Raw genomic sequence first — 17,924 nt, forward strand, 5'->3', positions numbered from 1 at the left:
TGCCTCCTATTGGCTATTCTCAAGAAAGTCTTGAGCGAAGCGCTGTAATACTCCACCGGCTTGATAAACCGAGACTTCTTCGGCGGTGTCTAAGCGACAAACTACCGGTAAGTCGATGCGTTCGCCGCTGGTGCGAGTAATCACTAAAGTAAGCAGTTCGCCCGGTGCTGGTGTACCAATTACATCGAAGGTTTCGCTGCCATCTATGCGGTATCTATGGCGGTTGTTACCCTTGGTAAATTCCAGCGGTAATACCCCCATGCCCACTAAATTGGTGCGGTGAATTCGCTCGAAGCCTTCGGCCACTATTACCTCAACGCCTGCAAGGCGCACCCCTTTGGCGGCCCAATCGCGAGACGAGCCTTGGCCATAGTCAGCACCTGCCACAATGATTAATGGTTGCTTACGCTGCATGTAGGTTTCTATGGCCTCCCACATGCGCATTACTTTGCCTTCGGGCTCTACTCTCGCTAGAGAACCTTGCTTAACCTTGCCGCTTTCTTTCACCATTTCGTTGAACAGCTTAGGGTTGGCAAAGGTGGCGCGTTGTGCAGTTAAATGGTCACCGCGGTGAGTGGCGTAGGAGTTAAAATCTTCTTCCGGTAAACCCATCTTATCGAGATAAGCGCCAGCGGCGCTGTCTAGCATAATCGCGTTCGACGGGGATAAATGGTCGGTGGTGATGTTATCCCCCAATACCGCCAACGGGCGCATACCTTGTAAGCTTCGCTCGCCAGCCAAGGCTCCTTCCCAGTAGGGAGGGCGGCGAATATAGGTGCTTTGTGGCCGCCATTCATAGAGAGGAGAACTGGCACTGCCATAATCGACTTTTAGGTCGAACATTGGTTGGTACACTTGGCGAAATTGCTCGGGTTTAACACTTTGTTTAACCACTGCATCTATTTCTTCATCACTTGGCCAAATATCTTTTAGGGTAATAGGCTTACCTTGGCTATCGTGGCCTAATGCGTCTTTTTCAATATCAAAGCGAATAGTGCCGGCAATGGCATAAGCCACAACCAAAGGTGGCGATGCCAAAAAGGCTTGCTTGGCGTAGGGGTGAATACGGCCGTCGAAGTTACGATTGCCCGATAGCACCGCGGTGGCGTAAAGGTCTCGTTCAATCACTTCTTGCTGAATCTTAGGATCGAGCGCACCGCTCATGCCGTTACAGGTAGTACAGGCAAATCCCACAATGCCAAAACCTAGTTGCTCTAGCTCGGCCAACAAATTGGCATCTTCTAAATATAGTTGTACTGCTTTTGAGCCAGGTGCGAGGGAGGTTTTTACCCATGGTTTGCGGCTTAAACCTAATTGATTGGCTTTACGCGCTAATAAACCCGCGGCAATAACGTTGCGTGGGTTAGAGGTATTGGTACAGCTGGTTATAGCGGCAATAATACACGCGCCATCAGGCATTATGCCGTCAAGCTGTGGTACCGGTGACGCAATACCTTGGCTAGCTAAATCGCTGGTGGCTACCCGACGATGCGGATTGGACGGCCCTGCGATATTGCGGCCAACGCTGGATAGGTCGAAGTGTAACACGCGTTCGTATTCGGCCTGTTGTAAGTCATCGGCCCATAGGCCAGTGGTTTTGGCGTAGTTTTCTACTAAGGCTACTTGCTCGGCCTCTCGCCCTGTGAGTTTAAGGTAGTCGAGAGTATTGTTGTCGATGTAAAACATGGCAGCGGTTGCGCCAAATTCTGGAGTCATGTTGGAGATCGTGGCGCGGTCGCCCAAGCTTAGCTGCGCAGCCCCCTCACCATAAAACTCTAAGTAGCTAGACACTACCCCTTGCTCACGCAAAAATTCGGTAATGGCCAGTACGATGTCGGTGGCGGTAATGCCAGCTTGGCGCTGGCCAGTTAGTTCTACGCCAATAATATCGGGTAAACGCATGTAAGATGCGCGCCCAAGCATCACGTTTTCGGCTTCTAATCCGCCCACACCAATAGCAATGACCCCTAAGGCATCTACGTGCGGAGTATGGCTGTCGGTGCCCACTAATGTATCGGGAAAGGCCACACCCTCACGCGCTTGAATCACCGGCGACATTTTTTCCAGATTGATTTGGTGCATGATGCCGTTACCTGGCGGAATAACATCTACATTTTCAAAGGCGGTTTTACACCAGTTGATAAAGTGGAAGCGGTCGTCATTGCGGCGATCTTCAATGGCACGGTTTTTTTCAAAGGCATCGGCTTCAAAGCCGGCATGCTCTACTGCTAAGGAGTGGTCAACAATTAGCTGGGTGGGCACCACAGGGTTTACCTTGGCGGGATCACCGCCTTTATCGGCAATGGCGTCTCGCAAGCCTGCTAAATCGACCAAGGCGGTTTGGCCTAGAATGTCGTGGCAGACTACGCGAGCAGGGTACCACGGAAAATCTAAGTCGCGTTTGCGCTTAATGATTTGGCTAAGCGCAGCATTGAGTTGCTCGGGGGGGCAGCGGCGTACTAGGTTTTCGGCCAGCACCCGCGAGGTATAAGGCAGGCCAGCGTAGGCACCAGCTTGAATGGCTTCTACTGCCGCGCGAGTATCAAAATAGTCGAGTTGGCTATTGGCTAGAGGTTTGCGGTATTCGGTATTCATAAGCGTTTCCACAGCAAAAAGGGAAGGCAGTGGAGCACTTGGCTCCACTTACTGGCAAAAACTAGTCGCGCTGCTCTAGCGGTACATAGCTGCGAGGCTCGCTACCGGTGTAGTCGGCGCTGGGGCGAATAATCCGGTTATTGGCACGCTGTTCCATGATGTGTGCAGCCCAGCCACTTACCCGCGAGCAAACAAAAATTGGCGTAAATAGTGGTGTGGGAATATTCATGAAGTGGTAAGCGCTGGCATGGAAAAAGTCTGCGTTACAAAACAGCTCTTTTTCGCGCCACATTACCGCTTCTACGCGCTCGGATACGACGTAAAGGTGCTGATCGCCAGTGGCTTCGCTTAACTTTTTCGACCAGGCTTTAATCAGCGCGTTGCGTGGATCGCTGGTGCGATAAATCGCATGACCAAAACCCATGATTTTATCTTTTCGAGCTAACATGGCCATGATTTCAGTTTCAGCTTGTTCAGCGCTGGTCCAATTTTCAATCATTGCCATGGCGGCCTCGTTCGCGCCACCATGCAGCGGCCCGCGTAAGGCTCCAATCGCGCCAGATACAGCAGAATGAATATCGGAAAGGGTTGAGGCGATAACTCGGCCAGTAAAAGTGGAGGCGTTAAATTCATGCTCAGCGTATAAAATCAGTGAGCATTGCATGACTTGTTCGTGTAGCGGATCGGCAGGTTGGCCATGCAATAACTCTAAGAAATGCCCAGCAATAGACTTAGCAGAACTTTGGGTGGAGATACGCACGCCGTCGTGGCTAAAGCGATACCAGTAACAGATAATGCCCGGCAAGGTCGCTAATAAACGGTCAGTGTGTTGCTGTTGCTCTGCAAAGCTGGCTTCGGTTTCTAAGTTACCCAGCATAGAAACCCCAGTACGCATAACATCCATTGGGTGAGCATCTGCGGGAATAAGCTCTAATACCGCTTTAAGCGCATCTGGCAATTCACGTAGATTGTGCAAGGTGTCGTGATACGCAGCTAGTTGGTCACGATTAGGTAGCTCGCCATGAAATAACAAATAAGCCACTTCTTCAAAGGTCGCTTGCTCGGCCAACTCACTAATATCGTAACCACAATAGGTAAGCCCAGAACCACTTTGGCCAACTGTACATAATTTGGTTTCACCTGCGCTTTGGCCTCGTAAGCCTGCGCCTCCTAAAGCTTTTTGTACCATGATGTTCTCCTTCATTCCTTTGGTTAACAAGCGTGGCGTCTGATGCGCGAATTTTTGGCTTGTTAATAGTGGCTTAGCCGCTAAATCTTGGTTTGGCTGGCTAAGTCCGTTCACGTAGTTGGGGTTTATTAATCCTGCTTAAATAATTGGTCCAGTTTTTGTTCGTAGTCGTGGTAGCCCAAGTAGTCATAGAGCTCAGCGCGGGTTTGCATGCTGTTAACAACATCACGCTGGTGGCCATTTTCACGCAAGCTACGATATACATTTACTGCGGCTTGGTTCATTGCTCTAAAGGCCGATAGTGGGTAAAGCACCATATCTACACCTACGCTCGCTAGCTCTTCGCCACTAAATAATGGGGTTTGGCCAAACTCGGTAATATTGGCCAAAATCGGCACTTTTACAGCGTCGGCAAATTGTTGGTATTGCTCAAGCGTGAGCATGGCTTCGGGGAAGATCATGTCGGCGCCAGCTTCAACATATTGGCAAGCACGTTCAATGGCGCCTCCCATGCCTTCTATTTGCAGGGCGTCGGTACGAGCCATTATCACAAAATCTGGATCTACGCGGGCATCTACTGCAGCCTTGATGCGATCAACCATTTCTTGGCTAGAAACAATGGCTTTATTGGGGCGGTGGCCACAGCGTTTTTGCGCGACTTGGTCTTCCATGTGCACGGCGGCAGCATCGGAGCGGATCATTTCTTTTACGGTGCGAGCAATATTAAATGCGCCGCCAAAACCTACATCTATGTCTACCAGCAAAGGTAAATCACAGGCGGCGGTAATTCGGCGAACATCTTCTAGTACGTCATTCATAGTAGTAATGCCAAGGTCGGGTAAACCGTATGAGGCATTGGCAATTCCGCCACCTGAGAGGTAAATAGCTTGGTGGCCTTCGCGCTGTGCCATCATGGCGCAGTAGGGGTTAATAGTGCCAACAATTTGTAATGGGTTTTGTTGGCTTACTGCTTGGCGAAAGCGTGCGCCGGGCGAGAGTTTTGAGCTGCTCATTAGTTCACTCCTTGAATTTGATTTGCCGAAGCGGTGGTTTCTAAGCTTTGGTCGGTCTGGGTATTTTGGTGTTGTTGTTCTATGGCTTTGCGCGCGCGAGCAATGTGGCGACGCATCAGTAATTCGGCGAGTTCACCATCGCGATCGGCCAGTGCTTGCCAAATCGCCCAGTGTTCCTTTAATGCGCGCTCTGGGCGCGAAACTTGTTTAGCAGCTTGATAGCGATACATGCGCAGTAAATGATAGAGCTCATCACATAGTAGGTTCACTAAACGTTGGTTCGCGCTGCCTTTAATGATCAGATAGTGAAAATCGAAATCACCTTGTTGCTCAAAATAGGCTTTACCTTGGTGTTGTTGCAGGTAACTTTGATGGTGTTCAAGTAAGGTTTTTAACTCTTCAAGCTGAATTGTCGACAATTGCTCTGCGGCTAAGCGACAAGCCATACCTTCAAGCGCTTCTCGCACCGAGTAAATATCTAACAATTGCTGCTGGTTTAGTTGTACTACTCTAGCGCCAACGTGCGGAACTCGTTCAACTAATCCCATACCTTGTAATTTAAGGATTGCTTCGCGTAATGGGCCTCTGCTAACGCCGTAATGCCTTGCTAATTCAGGCTCAGAGATTTTTTCTCCCTGAGCTATTTGGCCGCTCACTATTGCTTCAATTAAGGTGTCGCTTAAGTTCTGCGAGAGTAGATTTTGTTTGTCGCTGAGCGATTTGCTGGGGCTAAGTTGAGACATATACGGGTTACACTCAGGTTGCTTGAATGTTGCACAGTGTAGATCGGATGTTGCGCTTCGATCAAATTATTGTCGACAATTTGTGCTTATACTTTAGTTTAATGGCCTTAAAAAGCCTGTTTAAGCTGGGTTTTGTTTACAAAAGGCGAGCGAGAAGCGAGATTGTTAACAATCTTTTAGAGTTAGTTTAATGGGGGCTTAGTTAACTAATGTGCAATTGAGATATTACTGATGAGGGAACTTCTACCTGCCAGTCTTTAAACTGCTGCAAACTATGTTCAATAGTGCTTAGTTGTACAAATTTGCAATTGTGCTTAGGCACCTCGGCATGGGCTTGCTGTTTTAAGTACTCTAATATGCCTGAGTTTGGAGCTAGGTAAATGCAGTGGCTGAGTTGATTTTGCAAACACCAAGCTATTTGCTGTTGCATAATAGGCAGGCTTTCTGGGGTAAGAAATTGCCAGTGGCGAATATCAAAAATAGCCGCCCAAGGTTTAGGGCCAAATTGGCTCATTTCCTGTTGAACGTCTTTGCGATATTCCTTAGTGGTGGTGACGTTCCAGCTATCATAAAGCTGTGCCAGCAAGAATCCTTCTTGAGCGTGCAGTTGGTAGTAACCATGACTGGCTGGATGCATTCAAACCTCGAATTAATTGCTTACAGCGGTAAGGATGTTAATTAACGCGTATTGCCTTCATTTCTCTTATTAAACTAGTAAATCAAACTAACTGCAAATCACTAGACTAATTGTAATTTAAAATAAGAATTTTAGTGTTTTAATCTGAATTAATCGTTTGTTTTTAGTAGATATTCTGCTGCTTAAAGCGCTGACAAAAAACTTAAAAAATGTTTATTAAGCAGCTTGTTATTTGAGCAAACTCACGCTATGTTATGCCTTCAATCAATTACTGCATAGGTCGAGGCAACAATGAAACATTGTTTATGTTCAGCATATCGCTCAGCCCGACTTCCGTCTTTTATCTCGGTTCGCGTTGGTCACAATAAACCCGCGATGCGAAATGCAAGGCTATGCAGCTAATTTAAGATTGAGTTACCTACCAATTTTACCCGAGCTGCTAAGTGTCGCAGTGAAGGAATTCCAAATTTAACCCTATCTTAACTGTGTCACTTCGCTCTCTATCAAGGAGAACGAGACATGATGTCACTTAAAATTCGCGTATTAAGCTTTACTGTAGAGTTGTTATTGCGCTACCAAGCACATTTAGAGGTCCAGCAATGGCTTAAGCAACAACGCCAACAAAGCTGGCGAGTAGAGGGTATAAACGCCCACATCGCTAAAGATATTGGTGCCGATCCCGATGGTCGATTTAGAGCCAAAGTTAAGCAAGCTGAGCCAGCCACTAAAGCTAAAGAGCTTAAGCAGCAAACTAGCCACAAAGCTTGGCGCACACGACAGAAAACTGTGAAAATAGAGACGTAAAATAAGCGCCCTGCGGGGCGCTTTTTTGTTTATTCTTCCGTGTTTTTAAGACGTTCACCGAGGTTGAAGTACTCATTTTGTTACAAAATCGATAACCGATTTCTCGCAAGTGTTGGAGCATTAGCTCAGCTACAGTACACTAGCGACACACCGCATAAGTAGGAAGCAAACATGAGCGCTGAGCAAGATACTACCCATTTTGGCTATAAAACCGTTAATCGCGATGAAAAGGTAAACCTTGTCGCTGATGTATTTCATTCGGTTGCAGCTAAATACGACGTAATGAATGACCTTATGTCGGGTGGTATTCACCGTTTATGGAAACGTTTCACTATTGATTGCAGCGGCGTTCGCCCTGGTCAAAAAGTCTTAGATTTGGCTGGTGGAACCGGCGATTTAACCGCTAAGTTTTCACGTATTGTGGGCAGTAAAGGCGAGGTGGTATTAGCCGATATTAATGACTCGATGCTAAAAATGGGCCGCAGCAAATTGCGTGACAAAGGTATCGTAGGCAATGTGCGTTATGTTCAAGCCAATGCCGAAGCCCTGCCATTTCCTGATAATACCTTCGATGCGATCACCATTAGCTTTGGCCTGCGTAACGTTACCGATAAAGACGCTGCATTGCGTTCTATGTATCGCGTATTAAAACCTGGCGGACGCTTGCTGGTGCTAGAGTTCTCAAAGCCAGAGCTTGAAGCAGTGAGCAAAGTCTATGATGCTTATTCTTTTCATTTATTACCTAAAATGGGCCAGCTGATTGCCAATGATGCCGAGAGCTATCAATACTTGGCGGAATCTATTCGTATGCATCCTGACCAAGACACGCTGAAAGAGATGATGCAGCAAGCGGGTTTTGAAGGTGCGGAATATTACAATTTAACCGGTGGTGTAGTTGCGCTGCATCGTGGTTATAAGTTTTAAGAGGCCGCTATGCCCTTATCGTCTTTAATTAGTGCTGGTGTAGAAGCCCTCAGCAACCAAGTATTGGCGCTGGATGAATCCAGTGAAGCGCGCCGTGGCCAATTAGCGGGTAAAGTGTTGGCGATTAAAATAACGCCGCTACCGTGTATTTACTTCGTGATTAGCGAACAGCAGCTGGATGTGCTTAATCAATATGAGGCAGAGCCCGATTGCAGTTTAAGCATGTCGTTGTTTACCTTGGCTGAGTTAAAACAAGCCGACAAAATCCCTAGTTTAATTAAACAAGATAAGTTGCAACTGGAAGGCGACATTAAACTTGCTCAACAGTTTGCCGATTTGTTCTTGCAGCTAGATCCAGATTTTGAAGAGAAACTATCGCAGCGCATTGGCGATGTGGCCGCTTACCAAGTGGTGTCTAAAAGTCGCACGGTGGCGCAAGCGCTTAAAAGTGTATTGAATAAAACTCCAGCAAAGATAAATGAAATAGCCAGTGAAGAATGGGGATTGCTGGTTGGGCAATTGGAATACCAAAGCTGGCAGCAGCAAGTTCAAGCCATGAGTAAGGATCTCGATAAACTAGCCTTGCGCATTGAGGGGCTAAGTAAATGACGCCCAAGGAGTTTGCGCGCTTTCGTCAAATAAACCGCACCCTTTGTCGTTATGGTATCGACCAACTGTTACCTAAGCGTTTTTGGCCTTGGCCGTTACGTTTACTGCGCAGTATGGTGTTTTGGTGGCGTAATCAGCATAAAAATGACTCTGCTGGTGCCCGTATTCGCATGGCGATGGAAGAGTTAGGGCCAGTATTCATAAAATTTGGCCAAATGATGTCGACCCGTCGCGACTTGTTACCGCCTGATATCGCCGATGAGCTAGCTTTGCTGCAAGATCAAGTGTCCCCGTTTTCTGGCGAGCTAGCTAAACAACAAATTGAGTTGGCTTTAGAACGCCCCATCGACGAGCTGTTTGATGACTTTGATATGCAGCCATTGGCATCGGCCTCTATTGCCCAAGTACATACCGCCACCTTAAAAGAAAATGGCCAAGAGGTGGTGCTTAAAGTTATTCGCCCTGGCATCGAGCAAACCATACTCTCAGACATTGCTTTAATGCAGCGGGTTGCTGGCTTTTTTGCCCTATTTTTTGCTGATGGTCGCCGCTTGCGTCCAAAAGAAGTGGTGGAAGAATACCGAAAAACCATTGTTGATGAATTAGACCTAGCGCGCGAAGCTTCTAACGCCATACAACTACGCCGTAATTTTACTGACGCAAAAGAGCTGTATGTTCCAGAGGTGTACAGTGATCATTGCCGCAAGACCTTGTTGGTTATGGAACGCATTTACGGTATCCCTGTTGCCAACATTGATGAGTTAACAGCGCAAAACACCAATATGAAACTATTGGCTGAGCGTGGTGTGGAAGTGTTCTTTACTCAGGTATTCAGAGACAGCTTTTTCCATGCGGATATGCATCCAGGGAATATTTTTGTATCACGCGAGCACCCAGAAGACCCGCAATACATTGGTATTGATTGCGGCATTGTGGGTACCTTGAACAAGGAAGATCAGCGCTATTTGGCCGAAAACTTTCTGGCGTTTTTTAATCGCGATTATCACAAGGTGGCCCAGTTACATGTAGATTCGGGTTGGGTACCAGCAGATACCAAAGTGGAAGAGTTTGAGGCTGCAATTCGCACCGTGTGTGAGCCTATTTTTGCCAAGCCGCTATCAGAGATTTCCTTTGGTCACGTACTATTGAATTTGTTTAATACTGCGCGTCGCTTCAATATGGAAGTTCAGCCGCAGTTGGTATTGTTACAAAAAACCTTGTTATATATAGAAGGTTTAGGGCGTCAGCTTTATCCAGAATTGGATTTGTGGGCAACCGCTAAACCCTTTTTAGAACGTTGGATGCGCAAACAAGTGGGGCCAGAGGCAGTATTTACCGCCTTTAAAGAAAAGGCGCCTTACTGGTTGGAAACGCTGCCGCATTTACCAGAGTTGGTTTATGATAACCTGCAATTGGCAAAGCAACAGCAGCTTAAGTTTCAGCAATTTACCGCACAGTATTTGCAGCAACAAAAGCAGCGCCAGCGTAGTTTAATTTTAGCCTTGGCAGCCGCTTCAAGTTTGATTTCGGCAGCTTTGCTTTACCCAAGTTTACCGATTGTATCGATAGCCTTGGCAATAAGTAGTGGGTTTGTTGGGTTAATGAGTTGGCGACAACTAAAATAGATATATAGCCATTGTGGCTAAGCAGAATAGGAAAAGGAAAAACAGATGGGTGGAATTAGTATTTGGCAACTGTTGATCGTAGCGGTAATTGTGGTGTTGCTATTTGGAACCAAAAAACTGCGTAACATGGGTGGAGACCTAGGTTCTGCAGTAAAAGGTTTTAAAAATGCCATGAACGACGATGAAAGCAAAACGGCTGAAAAATCTACACCAGAACAACTTGCTCAAAACAAAGAGCAAGCTGAAGAAACCGCTAAAAGCAAAGACCAACAGCAAGGCTAAGCATGTTTGATATTGGGTTTTGGGAGTTAATCCTTATCTCGGTGATGGGCTTGGTGATACTAGGCCCAGAACGCTTGCCAGGCGCTATTCGTAGTGTGTTGGCGGTGGTGCGTAAGGTAAAGCAGTCAGTCTCTTCGGTAACTACCGAGCTTAAGCAAGAGCTTGAGCTAGACGAGCTTCACCAAAACCTAAAAAAAGCCGAGCAGCAAGGTCTTGAGTCGCTTAATGGTGATTTAAGTGAATCTTTCGAAACCTTAAAAGCCCGCGCCGAATCGGTGACTCGCCCTTATCAAAAGAGTTCACCAGAGCAAAATCAACACGAGGCCGACACGGTAACCATGCCCAGTGATCCGCCACCTGAATCCAGCCAAGAAGATAAAAAATAAGCTATGAGTGACGCCCCTGCGCAGCCCTTAATTGAGCATTTAGTTGAGTTACGCAATCGCTTGTTACGTGGAGTATTGGCTTGTTTGCTAATTTTTCTCTGCCTAGTGTATTTTGCTAACGACATTTACGCCTTGCTCGCCGAGCCTTTGTTAAGCGTAATGCCAGAAAACGCCAGCATGATTGCTACCGATGTTGCTGCGCCATTTTTTACCCCGATAAAACTAACGTTGGTGGCCTCGGTATTTTTAGCCATGCCGTATTTGTTAGCGCAAGCTTGGGGCTTTATTGCACCGGGTTTGTATCAACACGAGCGCAAGCTGCTAATCCCCTTAGTGTTTGGTTCAGGCTTGTTGTTTTATGCAGGCGTGGCGTTCGCCTTTTATGTGGTATTTCCACTGGCGTTTGCTTTTTTCACTGCGGTTGCGCCCGAAGGCGTAACCATTGCCACCGACATCTCCAACTATTTGGATTTTGTACTTAAGCTGTTTTTTGCTTTTGGTTTAGCCTTTGAAATTCCCATCGCTACCATGTTGTTATGTTGGTCTGGCGCCACCACGCCTGAAAAGCTGCGCAGCAAGCGCCCTTACGTAATTGTGGGGGCCTTTGTGGTGGGCATGTTGCTAACTCCACCAGATGTTATTTCACAAACCTTGTTGGCGTTGCCAATGTGGTTGCTGTTTGAAGTGGGATTGTTCTTTGCGCGCTTTTATGTACGTAAAGATGACGAAGAAGCGCAAGCTTAACGTACCCATGTTCGATATTGCACTAAATCTAACTAGCTCGCAGTTTGATAAAGATCGTGATGAAGTGATCGCTCGCGCCCAACAAGCCGGGGTAAACGGCATGTTGTTGCTGGCTAGCGATATGGATGAAAGCTTAGCGGTTAGCGAGTTGGCTTTGCAATGGCCTGGCGTGTGTTATGCCACCGCAGGTGTGCACCCTCATGATGCAAAGTCGGTAACTATTGAGCAATTACAACAGCTTAAACCTTTGCTTGCACAACCACAGGTGCTGGCAGTGGGGGAATGTGGCTTAGATTTCAACCGTGACTTTTCTCCGCGCCCGCAGCAAGAAGCCATTTTTGAAGCCCAGTTAGCTTTAGCTGCCGAGTTGAACATGCCGGTGGTAATGCATGAACGTGATGCCCATCAACGCTTTATCGATATCCTCACACCTTGGCGAGATAAGCTTCCCGGCGCAGTGTTGCACTGTTTTACCAGTGATAAAGCCGCACTTAAAGCGTGCTTAGATTTAGACTTATATATTGGTATCACAGGCTGGGTATGTGATGAACGCCGCGGTGAAGACCTGCAACAGCGCGTAACCGAGATTCCTAATGATCGCTTGTTGTTAGAAACCGACGCCCCTTATTTGTTACCTCGCGATTTGCGCCCAAAGCCTAAAAGCCGTCGTAACGAACCTTGCTATTTGCCCCACATCTATCAAACAGTCGCTGGTTTGCGCGAGCAAACGGTGGCCGATATACAGCTGCACACTCAGCAGAACATAAAACGCTTATTTAATCTCTAAGCTGATATAAGTCATTCAATTGTCATCTTTTTATGACTAACATCATTTGTTGGTTTGGCTCTTGCTTGGCTTTATTCTTAAAAGCTTTCTATGCTTGAAAGATAAATCTGAAACTCATCGTAAGCTTTAATCAATTTGGCTATGAATAGCAGTTCAGGGAAGAGAAAAAACTTTGATGATTTTATCACTTATTGTTAAACCGTGGCGTAGTGTATGGGTGTGTTTGTTATTGATAAGCCCTAGTAGCTTCGCGGCGATTGTAAATAACAACCACTTATTTCAAAAAACGCAGTTTATTAGCGGGCAATTGCAGGCCATTCGCTCAGCCAAAGATTTAAGTGAATTACAGAGCGAACCACAGATATTTGCCGATAAACTAGCAGTGCATTTGGTGTTTAAAACTCGTCAGCTAAGTGCTTTGGCTGCTAGCTTATTAGGTGCGCAAGGTTTAAACCCAATAGAGCCGAAGCCAGTGGCTTATAGTGTAATTCGCCCACGCAGTGTAATGCCTTATCTAGAGGAATTAGAGCTGCAGTTGAGTCAAGTGATGACTAAGTTGGGTGTACCCGCAGGGCCAGAAGTGGAGCGACCATTGGGGAAATCGGTTAACGATGTGTATCAACAGTTGGTGCTCATCGAGTACCTGTTTGAAGGTTTGGTCGAGCGAGACTCACTGCAAGACTTAGCCAACAACGTCAATAAAACCCAAGCAGAACTGCTACTTATCAGCCAAGCCCGAGAACTACCTTTGCAGTTTTCCAGTGAGCAAAGTGTCAGCGGCAGAGAGCTAACAGATGTAAACATTGTTGCCTTGCAATCTTGGTATTTGCTCGAAAGACTGTTTCGCCAACTGGCTATTGAGCCTAGCAAACCGGGGCGTTTGCCGGCCGGAGAGTCTAGCGCTTATCAACTTGTGGATACAAGTGTGAATATACTGGCCGAGCTGCATCGCGCTAAAACCATTCTACAAATAGAAAAAGACAGCCCGCCCAAGCAAGTAAACGCCTATTCCGATGCTAATCAGGCTTATGCTGCCTTTGTAAGTTTGCGCAGTGGCTTGTTGGTAATGGTAGGAGCGGCAGCCTTATGATGGACAAATTAAACCTAAGCCAAAAAATTGCGCTTATCCCTGCGGGCATAGTGTTGCTGCTTGCGCTGATGCTGTGGAATAGCCATTACTCGCTTAGTGGTGTAGAGCAACAAGCGGTAGAATTCTCCGATACTGTAGAACCTAGCGCCCGCTTAGCTGGTGAGCTGTCGGTGAATGCCTTGCAGCGTCTGGTTTTGCAATCGCGCTATAGCCAAACAGAAGACCCGCGTTTGTTGCAGCAATACCAGCAGTTGGCAGAGCAAGCCCTAGCTTTGGCTAAGAGCCCTTATTTGGCAGCCTTTAATAATGCCGAGCAAATAACTAGCAATAGCCAATTGTTGGATCAGCACTTTGCTGATGAACTGGTGCCGCTGTTAGCCGAGGTGAGTAGCCTCGAGAACACCGTGCTGCGCCATCTAGTGCCACAAGCCTTAGCTAAAACATCGGATATTCATGCCACCTTAGATCTTCTTAACTCAGGGCGTTTACCTGCTTTAACCGTGAGTTTAGCGAATCATATTCAGGCTGCATGTATCGGATTAATGAGTCACTTAAATCGCCGTGATAGCCGCAGTAAAGATCAGTTTTACTTGGAGTTGTTTGGCGCAGAAAATGATCTTATTGATTTGAAAAAGGGCTTAAACAGAGAGCACCACAAAGCGTGGATTATTGAAGTAGAACAGTATGTGGGCCAGCTCTCTGTTGCTGCCAACAGCATTTTTGAATTGCTCGAAGAGCAGCAGTTACTGATGGACGATTTGCTTAATCCCGCTGCTGAGCAAGTGGTAAAAGGGGCAGGAGATAGCCAGCAAACACAATGGCAAATTTTAGGAGAATCTAGCCAAGCTATTGCCCAGCAGCTGCACCAAACTGCGCGCACAAGCTTGGCTTTTGGCGTATCAATTGTATTTATTTCATTGTTGCTCGCATGGGTGATTACTCGACTCATTCGCCAACCGGTGGTTACTATGGTGCAAGCCATGCAGGCGATTGCCCAAGGAGATGGGGATTTAACCCAGCGTTTAAAAGTTAAAGGTAAAGATGAATTAGCCCAGCTGGCGGCGGCATTTAATCAATTTATTGAGTTGCTGCAAGGCACGGTTACAAGCATTAACCAGCATGTTGCCACCTTGAATGAAGCGGCCAATCAGCTGAACCAGTTGGCCCAGCAATCTAAGGGGCAAGTAGGTCAACAGCAACAAGTTGTTGCCGAAGTAAGCCAGCATATTGGCAGCTTGTCGCAAGGTTTTAATGAAGTGGCCAATCATGTACGTAATGCTGATCAGTCGGCAATTGCGATTGATGAAGCGTCAATGCAAGGAAATACCCTGACTCAATCGGCTACCAATGAAATTAAGCACTTGGTGAGTCAAGTAGATACAGCCTCGGTAGATATGCGTGAATTAGCGCAAAACAGTAAAGACGCCAGCAAAATCTTAGAAGTGATTAACGGCATTGCCGAACAAACTAACTTGCTGGCGCTTAATGCTGCGATCGAGTCTGCGCGCGCTGGTGAGCATGGCCGTGGCTTTGCGGTAGTTGCCGATGAGGTCCGCAATTTAGCTAAGCAAACCCGTGGTTCAACCGATCAAATCGAACAAATGATGAGTGATTTAGTGAAAGGTGCTGAGAAAACCGAGGGGCAAATGCAACAAGGTAAAGTGCAAGCTAATACCAGTTTTGAACTGATGTCAGAAATGCAGCTCTCAGTAGAGAAAACCCATCAATTGGTAAGCGACATCACACGTTTGCTTGATGATGTAAGTGCGGCTTGTGATGCGCAATTATCAACCTCTGAAACAGTGGTTAGTGAAATGCAAGATATTGAATCGGCAGCTCAAATGAGTTTAGAAGGTACCGAACAAACCGCAGAGCAAGCCAAAAAAGTAGGCCAACTAAGTAGCCTCATTCAAGCCAGTATCGCTAATTTTAAAGTGTAAGAGTGTATACCAAGGGAAGCTGGTTTAGCGTCTCCCTTGGTTTTTACTATTAACCTGGTCTGTCACAATTATTTCTTATTTTTTATTTCCTACTTTATGAAAATGTTTTCGATTCATTTTGAAAAGCCTTTCTGATCTTCTCGCTAGTTTAATCTTCCTCTTTTTGATCTTTAAGTGAGCTTAATTGCTCATTTGCTTTGATGGTAAACCGCTTTTGATTCATAGGCTTAATATAAGTGTCATTATTCGCAGCTAGCTTTCCCGCGGTATTTATTTCGATGTATCCGCAAGTTAATCAGTACTTATTGAGGAAATGTAATGCGTTTAGGGAAAGTATTAAAAGTAGTTGCAGGGGTATCTATAGCATCTGCTGTAGTCGGTTGTAATAGTGATACCGAATATGTGTATCTCGATCCACCCATCGCCGACAGTATTGATTTAGGGCCGTTTAAATGTAGCGATGAAGAAATTGCTGCCGACGCCAACAAAGATTGTCGCTTGTATATCAAGGGCTCTATGAATAGCTGGTCTTCGCGCCCAGAAGCTCAGTTACACTACCAAGGCGACGGTGAATACATTGCCTTATTTAGCATGCAGCCTGGTGAGTACTCCTTCAAAATCTCTGACCCAAGCTGGAGTGCCGAGCGCGACTTAGCGATTGGTGAAGATGCCGATGCTGAAGTGGTATTTGATATCCCAATGGAATTGCAACGCAAGTACGACGACTTTGGTAACCAGAACATGGATATCACCGTTGCCGACGATGAAGATCAGGTATTTCGTTTTACCCTTGATGCTTCGGCCACCATTGACAACCCTACATTGTTGATTGAAAACATCACCGACAGTGATATTGATAACTTAAGCCAAGCTATGTACCTAGTTGGCACCTTCAACGATTGGACCGCCGACGAAAGCAGCCAATTCAGCTATGCTGGTGCAGGTAACTATCAGCTACAAATGAACTTCGCAGAAGCCGGTACCATTAGCTTTAACTTACACCAAGGCATCGATTCACCATTGGTTTATGGCTCTTTAGATAATCAGCCAATTAGCTTAACCGAAGGTGAGTCTTCACTGACAACTTACCCAGGCGGCAAAATGTCGGCACAGGTAGAAGCGGGCAGCTACGTATTTTCACTGTCTACTTTGGGTGATGGCCAGCAAGCTGTGCCACTTACCTTGGCAAAAGTACGTGCAGTGGTTGGTCACGACACCGTAACTGTGGCTAACTTGCCTACCAGCTTAACGGCAGACGGCAGCACCTTTGCGCAAAGTTACCACTGGGACACAGAAGGTGACATGAGCGTTACCCTAACTGACGATGATAGCCAAACCATTAGCGACATTCGCAAACTGGCCAGTGCAGATGCGACAGGCCGTTACCAAGTAAACTTAACCACCAATCAAGGTTTAGCGACTCAAACCAGTTCTAGCCAAGAGATTGATGTGATTGATCTTGAATCAGCCAACAATATTGTGTTGATGATTGGTGACGGGATGGGTTACGGGCAAATTGATATCACTCGCGCCTACATGGGTGAAGCCTTATTCCTGGAATCTGGTAAGCATCGCGGCGATATTAAAACTGCCAGTGCCGATACCTTGGGTTACGAGAACTTGGCAGAGCTAGGCATGAACTATTACACCGATTCAGCGGCGGCAGCCACGGCAATCTCAACTGGTCGTAAAGCCATATCTGGCACCATTGCACAAGCTCGTCCGGGCGACGGCTCTGATTTAGAAACTATCATGGAATATGCGCAAAAACAGGGTAAATCGGTAGGTATTGTGGCAACGTCACACTGTGTTCACGCAACGCCAGCGGCCTTTGTTTCACATGGTCCAAATCGAAATGATTTTGTGACGCTTTCAAAGAGCATGTTTGGTGATGTAAAACCTAACGTAGCCTTATGTGGTAGCAAGCAAGTTGATGGGGTAGATGTGATTAGCCAGCAAGCTGACTTAGGTGGCTACACTATCGTGAAAAATAAAACCGATATGATTCCTGCAGTAGCGGCTCTACCTGCTAACGACCCAAATGCAGAAATTCTATTTGCCGGTATTTTTGGTGAAGATGAAATTCCTTACATATTGCCTTTGGGAGATCAAAAAAGTTATGAAGAGCAAGACATTCCACAGTTGAATGAAATGACTCAAGTAGCGATTGAAATCTTATCGAAAAATCCAAATGGCTTTGTATTGATGGTAGAAGGTTCACAAATCGACTTTGCTGGCCACCTCAACGATGAAGAGCGCTTAATTCACGAAACCATTGCTTTTGATAAGACCGTGGAAGAAGTGGTTAATTGGTCTGATTTACGCAGCGACAGCATGGTGATTGTAACTGCAGACCACGAAACCGGTGGTTTGGTACTTGAGAAAACCAACGGTATCGGTGTTGTACCAGAGGTAAGTTGGAAGTGGGGAAGCCACACTAACGTAGATGTGCCTATTGCATCTTGGGGTCTAAATTCACACGCCTTTGTGGGTCGTACGGTAGACAATACCGCTATTTACAATGTTATGCGTGGCGCTTTAGACGCTAACTAAATC

The 17,924-nt window shown here is 46.5% G+C and carries 16 protein-coding genes; 11 read left to right on the plus strand and 5 right to left on the minus strand.

The features are described from left to right. Positions 1-6: 6 nt before the first annotated feature. The 5 genes from acnD to OAG1_RS00370 form a co-directional block, all read right to left on the minus strand. Positions 7-2,595 carry a Fe/S-dependent 2-methylisocitrate dehydratase AcnD gene (gene acnD, locus OAG1_RS00350; protein WP_338623012.1) on the minus strand — a complete coding sequence of 863 codons (2,589 nt, stop codon included), beginning with the start codon at positions 2,593-2,595 and terminating at the stop codon, positions 7-9. A 61-nt stretch (positions 2,596-2,656) separates the two neighbouring features. Continuing rightward, a complete protein-coding gene (gene prpC, locus OAG1_RS00355) occupies positions 2,657-3,784 on the minus strand; it encodes a 2-methylcitrate synthase (protein ID WP_338623014.1) in 1,128 nt (375 codons plus the stop codon). A gap of 128 nt (positions 3,785-3,912) precedes the next feature. Further along, the gene (prpB, locus tag OAG1_RS00360; RefSeq protein ID WP_338623016.1) at positions 3,913-4,797 is read right to left on the minus strand and encodes a methylisocitrate lyase; all 885 of its coding nucleotides are present in this window, start codon (positions 4,795-4,797) and stop codon (positions 3,913-3,915) included. After that, positions 4,797-5,540 carry a GntR family transcriptional regulator gene (locus OAG1_RS00365; RefSeq protein ID WP_338623018.1) on the minus strand — a complete coding sequence of 248 codons (744 nt, stop codon included), beginning with the start codon at positions 5,538-5,540 and terminating at the stop codon, positions 4,797-4,799. The genes prpB and OAG1_RS00365 overlap by 1 nt, the downstream gene beginning before the upstream one ends. A gap of 202 nt (positions 5,541-5,742) precedes the next feature. Continuing rightward, positions 5,743-6,177, minus strand: a complete 435-nt coding sequence (locus OAG1_RS00370; RefSeq protein WP_016400031.1) for a hypothetical protein — start codon at positions 6,175-6,177, stop codon at positions 5,743-5,745. Positions 6,178-6,696: 519 nt separating this feature from the next. Between OAG1_RS00370 and OAG1_RS00375 the strand changes: the two genes are divergently transcribed. The 11 genes from OAG1_RS00375 to OAG1_RS00425 all read left to right on the plus strand — a co-directional run bounded on the left by OAG1_RS00375 (position 6,697) and on the right by OAG1_RS00425 (position 17,921). Then, the gene (locus tag OAG1_RS00375; protein ID WP_016400030.1) at positions 6,697-6,981 is read left to right on the plus strand and encodes a hypothetical protein; all 285 of its coding nucleotides are present in this window, start codon (positions 6,697-6,699) and stop codon (positions 6,979-6,981) included. Between the two features lie 171 nt (positions 6,982-7,152). After that, complete coding sequence (gene ubiE / locus OAG1_RS00380) at positions 7,153-7,905, plus strand: bifunctional demethylmenaquinone methyltransferase/2-methoxy-6-polyprenyl-1,4-benzoquinol methylase UbiE (protein ID WP_016400028.1); 753 nt, start codon at positions 7,153-7,155, stop codon at positions 7,903-7,905. A 9-nt stretch (positions 7,906-7,914) separates the two neighbouring features. Next, the gene (locus OAG1_RS00385) at positions 7,915-8,514 is read left to right on the plus strand and encodes an SCP2 sterol-binding domain-containing protein (RefSeq protein WP_338623023.1); all 600 of its coding nucleotides are present in this window, start codon (positions 7,915-7,917) and stop codon (positions 8,512-8,514) included. Next, positions 8,511-10,139 (plus strand): ubiquinone biosynthesis regulatory protein kinase UbiB, encoded by a 1,629-nt coding sequence (gene ubiB, locus OAG1_RS00390; RefSeq protein ID WP_016400026.1) that lies wholly within the window; start codon positions 8,511-8,513, stop codon positions 10,137-10,139. Before OAG1_RS00385 ends, ubiB begins: the two co-directional genes overlap by 4 nt. A 45-nt stretch (positions 10,140-10,184) precedes the next feature. Continuing rightward, positions 10,185-10,421: a Sec-independent protein translocase subunit TatA gene (gene tatA / locus OAG1_RS00395; protein WP_016400025.1), complete on the plus strand. Its 237-nt coding sequence runs from the start codon at positions 10,185-10,187 to the stop codon at positions 10,419-10,421. A 2-nt stretch (positions 10,422-10,423) separates the two neighbouring features. Beyond that, a complete protein-coding gene (gene tatB / locus OAG1_RS00400; protein WP_152783942.1) occupies positions 10,424-10,807 on the plus strand; it encodes a Sec-independent protein translocase protein TatB in 384 nt (127 codons plus the stop codon). Between the two features lie 3 nt (positions 10,808-10,810). Then, positions 10,811-11,551, plus strand: a complete 741-nt coding sequence (gene tatC / locus OAG1_RS00405) for a twin-arginine translocase subunit TatC (protein ID WP_016400023.1) — start codon at positions 10,811-10,813, stop codon at positions 11,549-11,551. Continuing rightward, positions 11,529-12,338 carry a TatD family hydrolase gene (locus OAG1_RS00410; protein WP_338623029.1) on the plus strand — a complete coding sequence of 270 codons (810 nt, stop codon included), beginning with the start codon at positions 11,529-11,531 and terminating at the stop codon, positions 12,336-12,338. The genes tatC and OAG1_RS00410 overlap by 23 nt, the downstream gene beginning before the upstream one ends. Positions 12,339-12,513: 175 nt before the next feature. After that, a complete protein-coding gene (locus OAG1_RS00415) occupies positions 12,514-13,428 on the plus strand; it encodes a hypothetical protein (RefSeq protein ID WP_338623031.1) in 915 nt (304 codons plus the stop codon). Further along, on the plus strand, positions 13,425-15,368 hold the full coding sequence (locus OAG1_RS00420; RefSeq protein WP_338623033.1) for a methyl-accepting chemotaxis protein: 1,944 nt from the start codon (positions 13,425-13,427) through the stop codon (positions 15,366-15,368). Before OAG1_RS00415 ends, OAG1_RS00420 begins: the two co-directional genes overlap by 4 nt. A 318-nt stretch (positions 15,369-15,686) precedes the next feature. Beyond that, a complete protein-coding gene (locus tag OAG1_RS00425) occupies positions 15,687-17,921 on the plus strand; it encodes an alkaline phosphatase (protein WP_338623035.1) in 2,235 nt (744 codons plus the stop codon). Positions 17,922-17,924: the final 3 nt, after the last annotated feature.

The organism is Agarivorans sp. OAG1, from assembly GCF_037076485.1.
GTDB classification, from domain to species: Bacteria; Pseudomonadota; Gammaproteobacteria; order Enterobacterales; family Celerinatantimonadaceae; genus Agarivorans; species Agarivorans albus.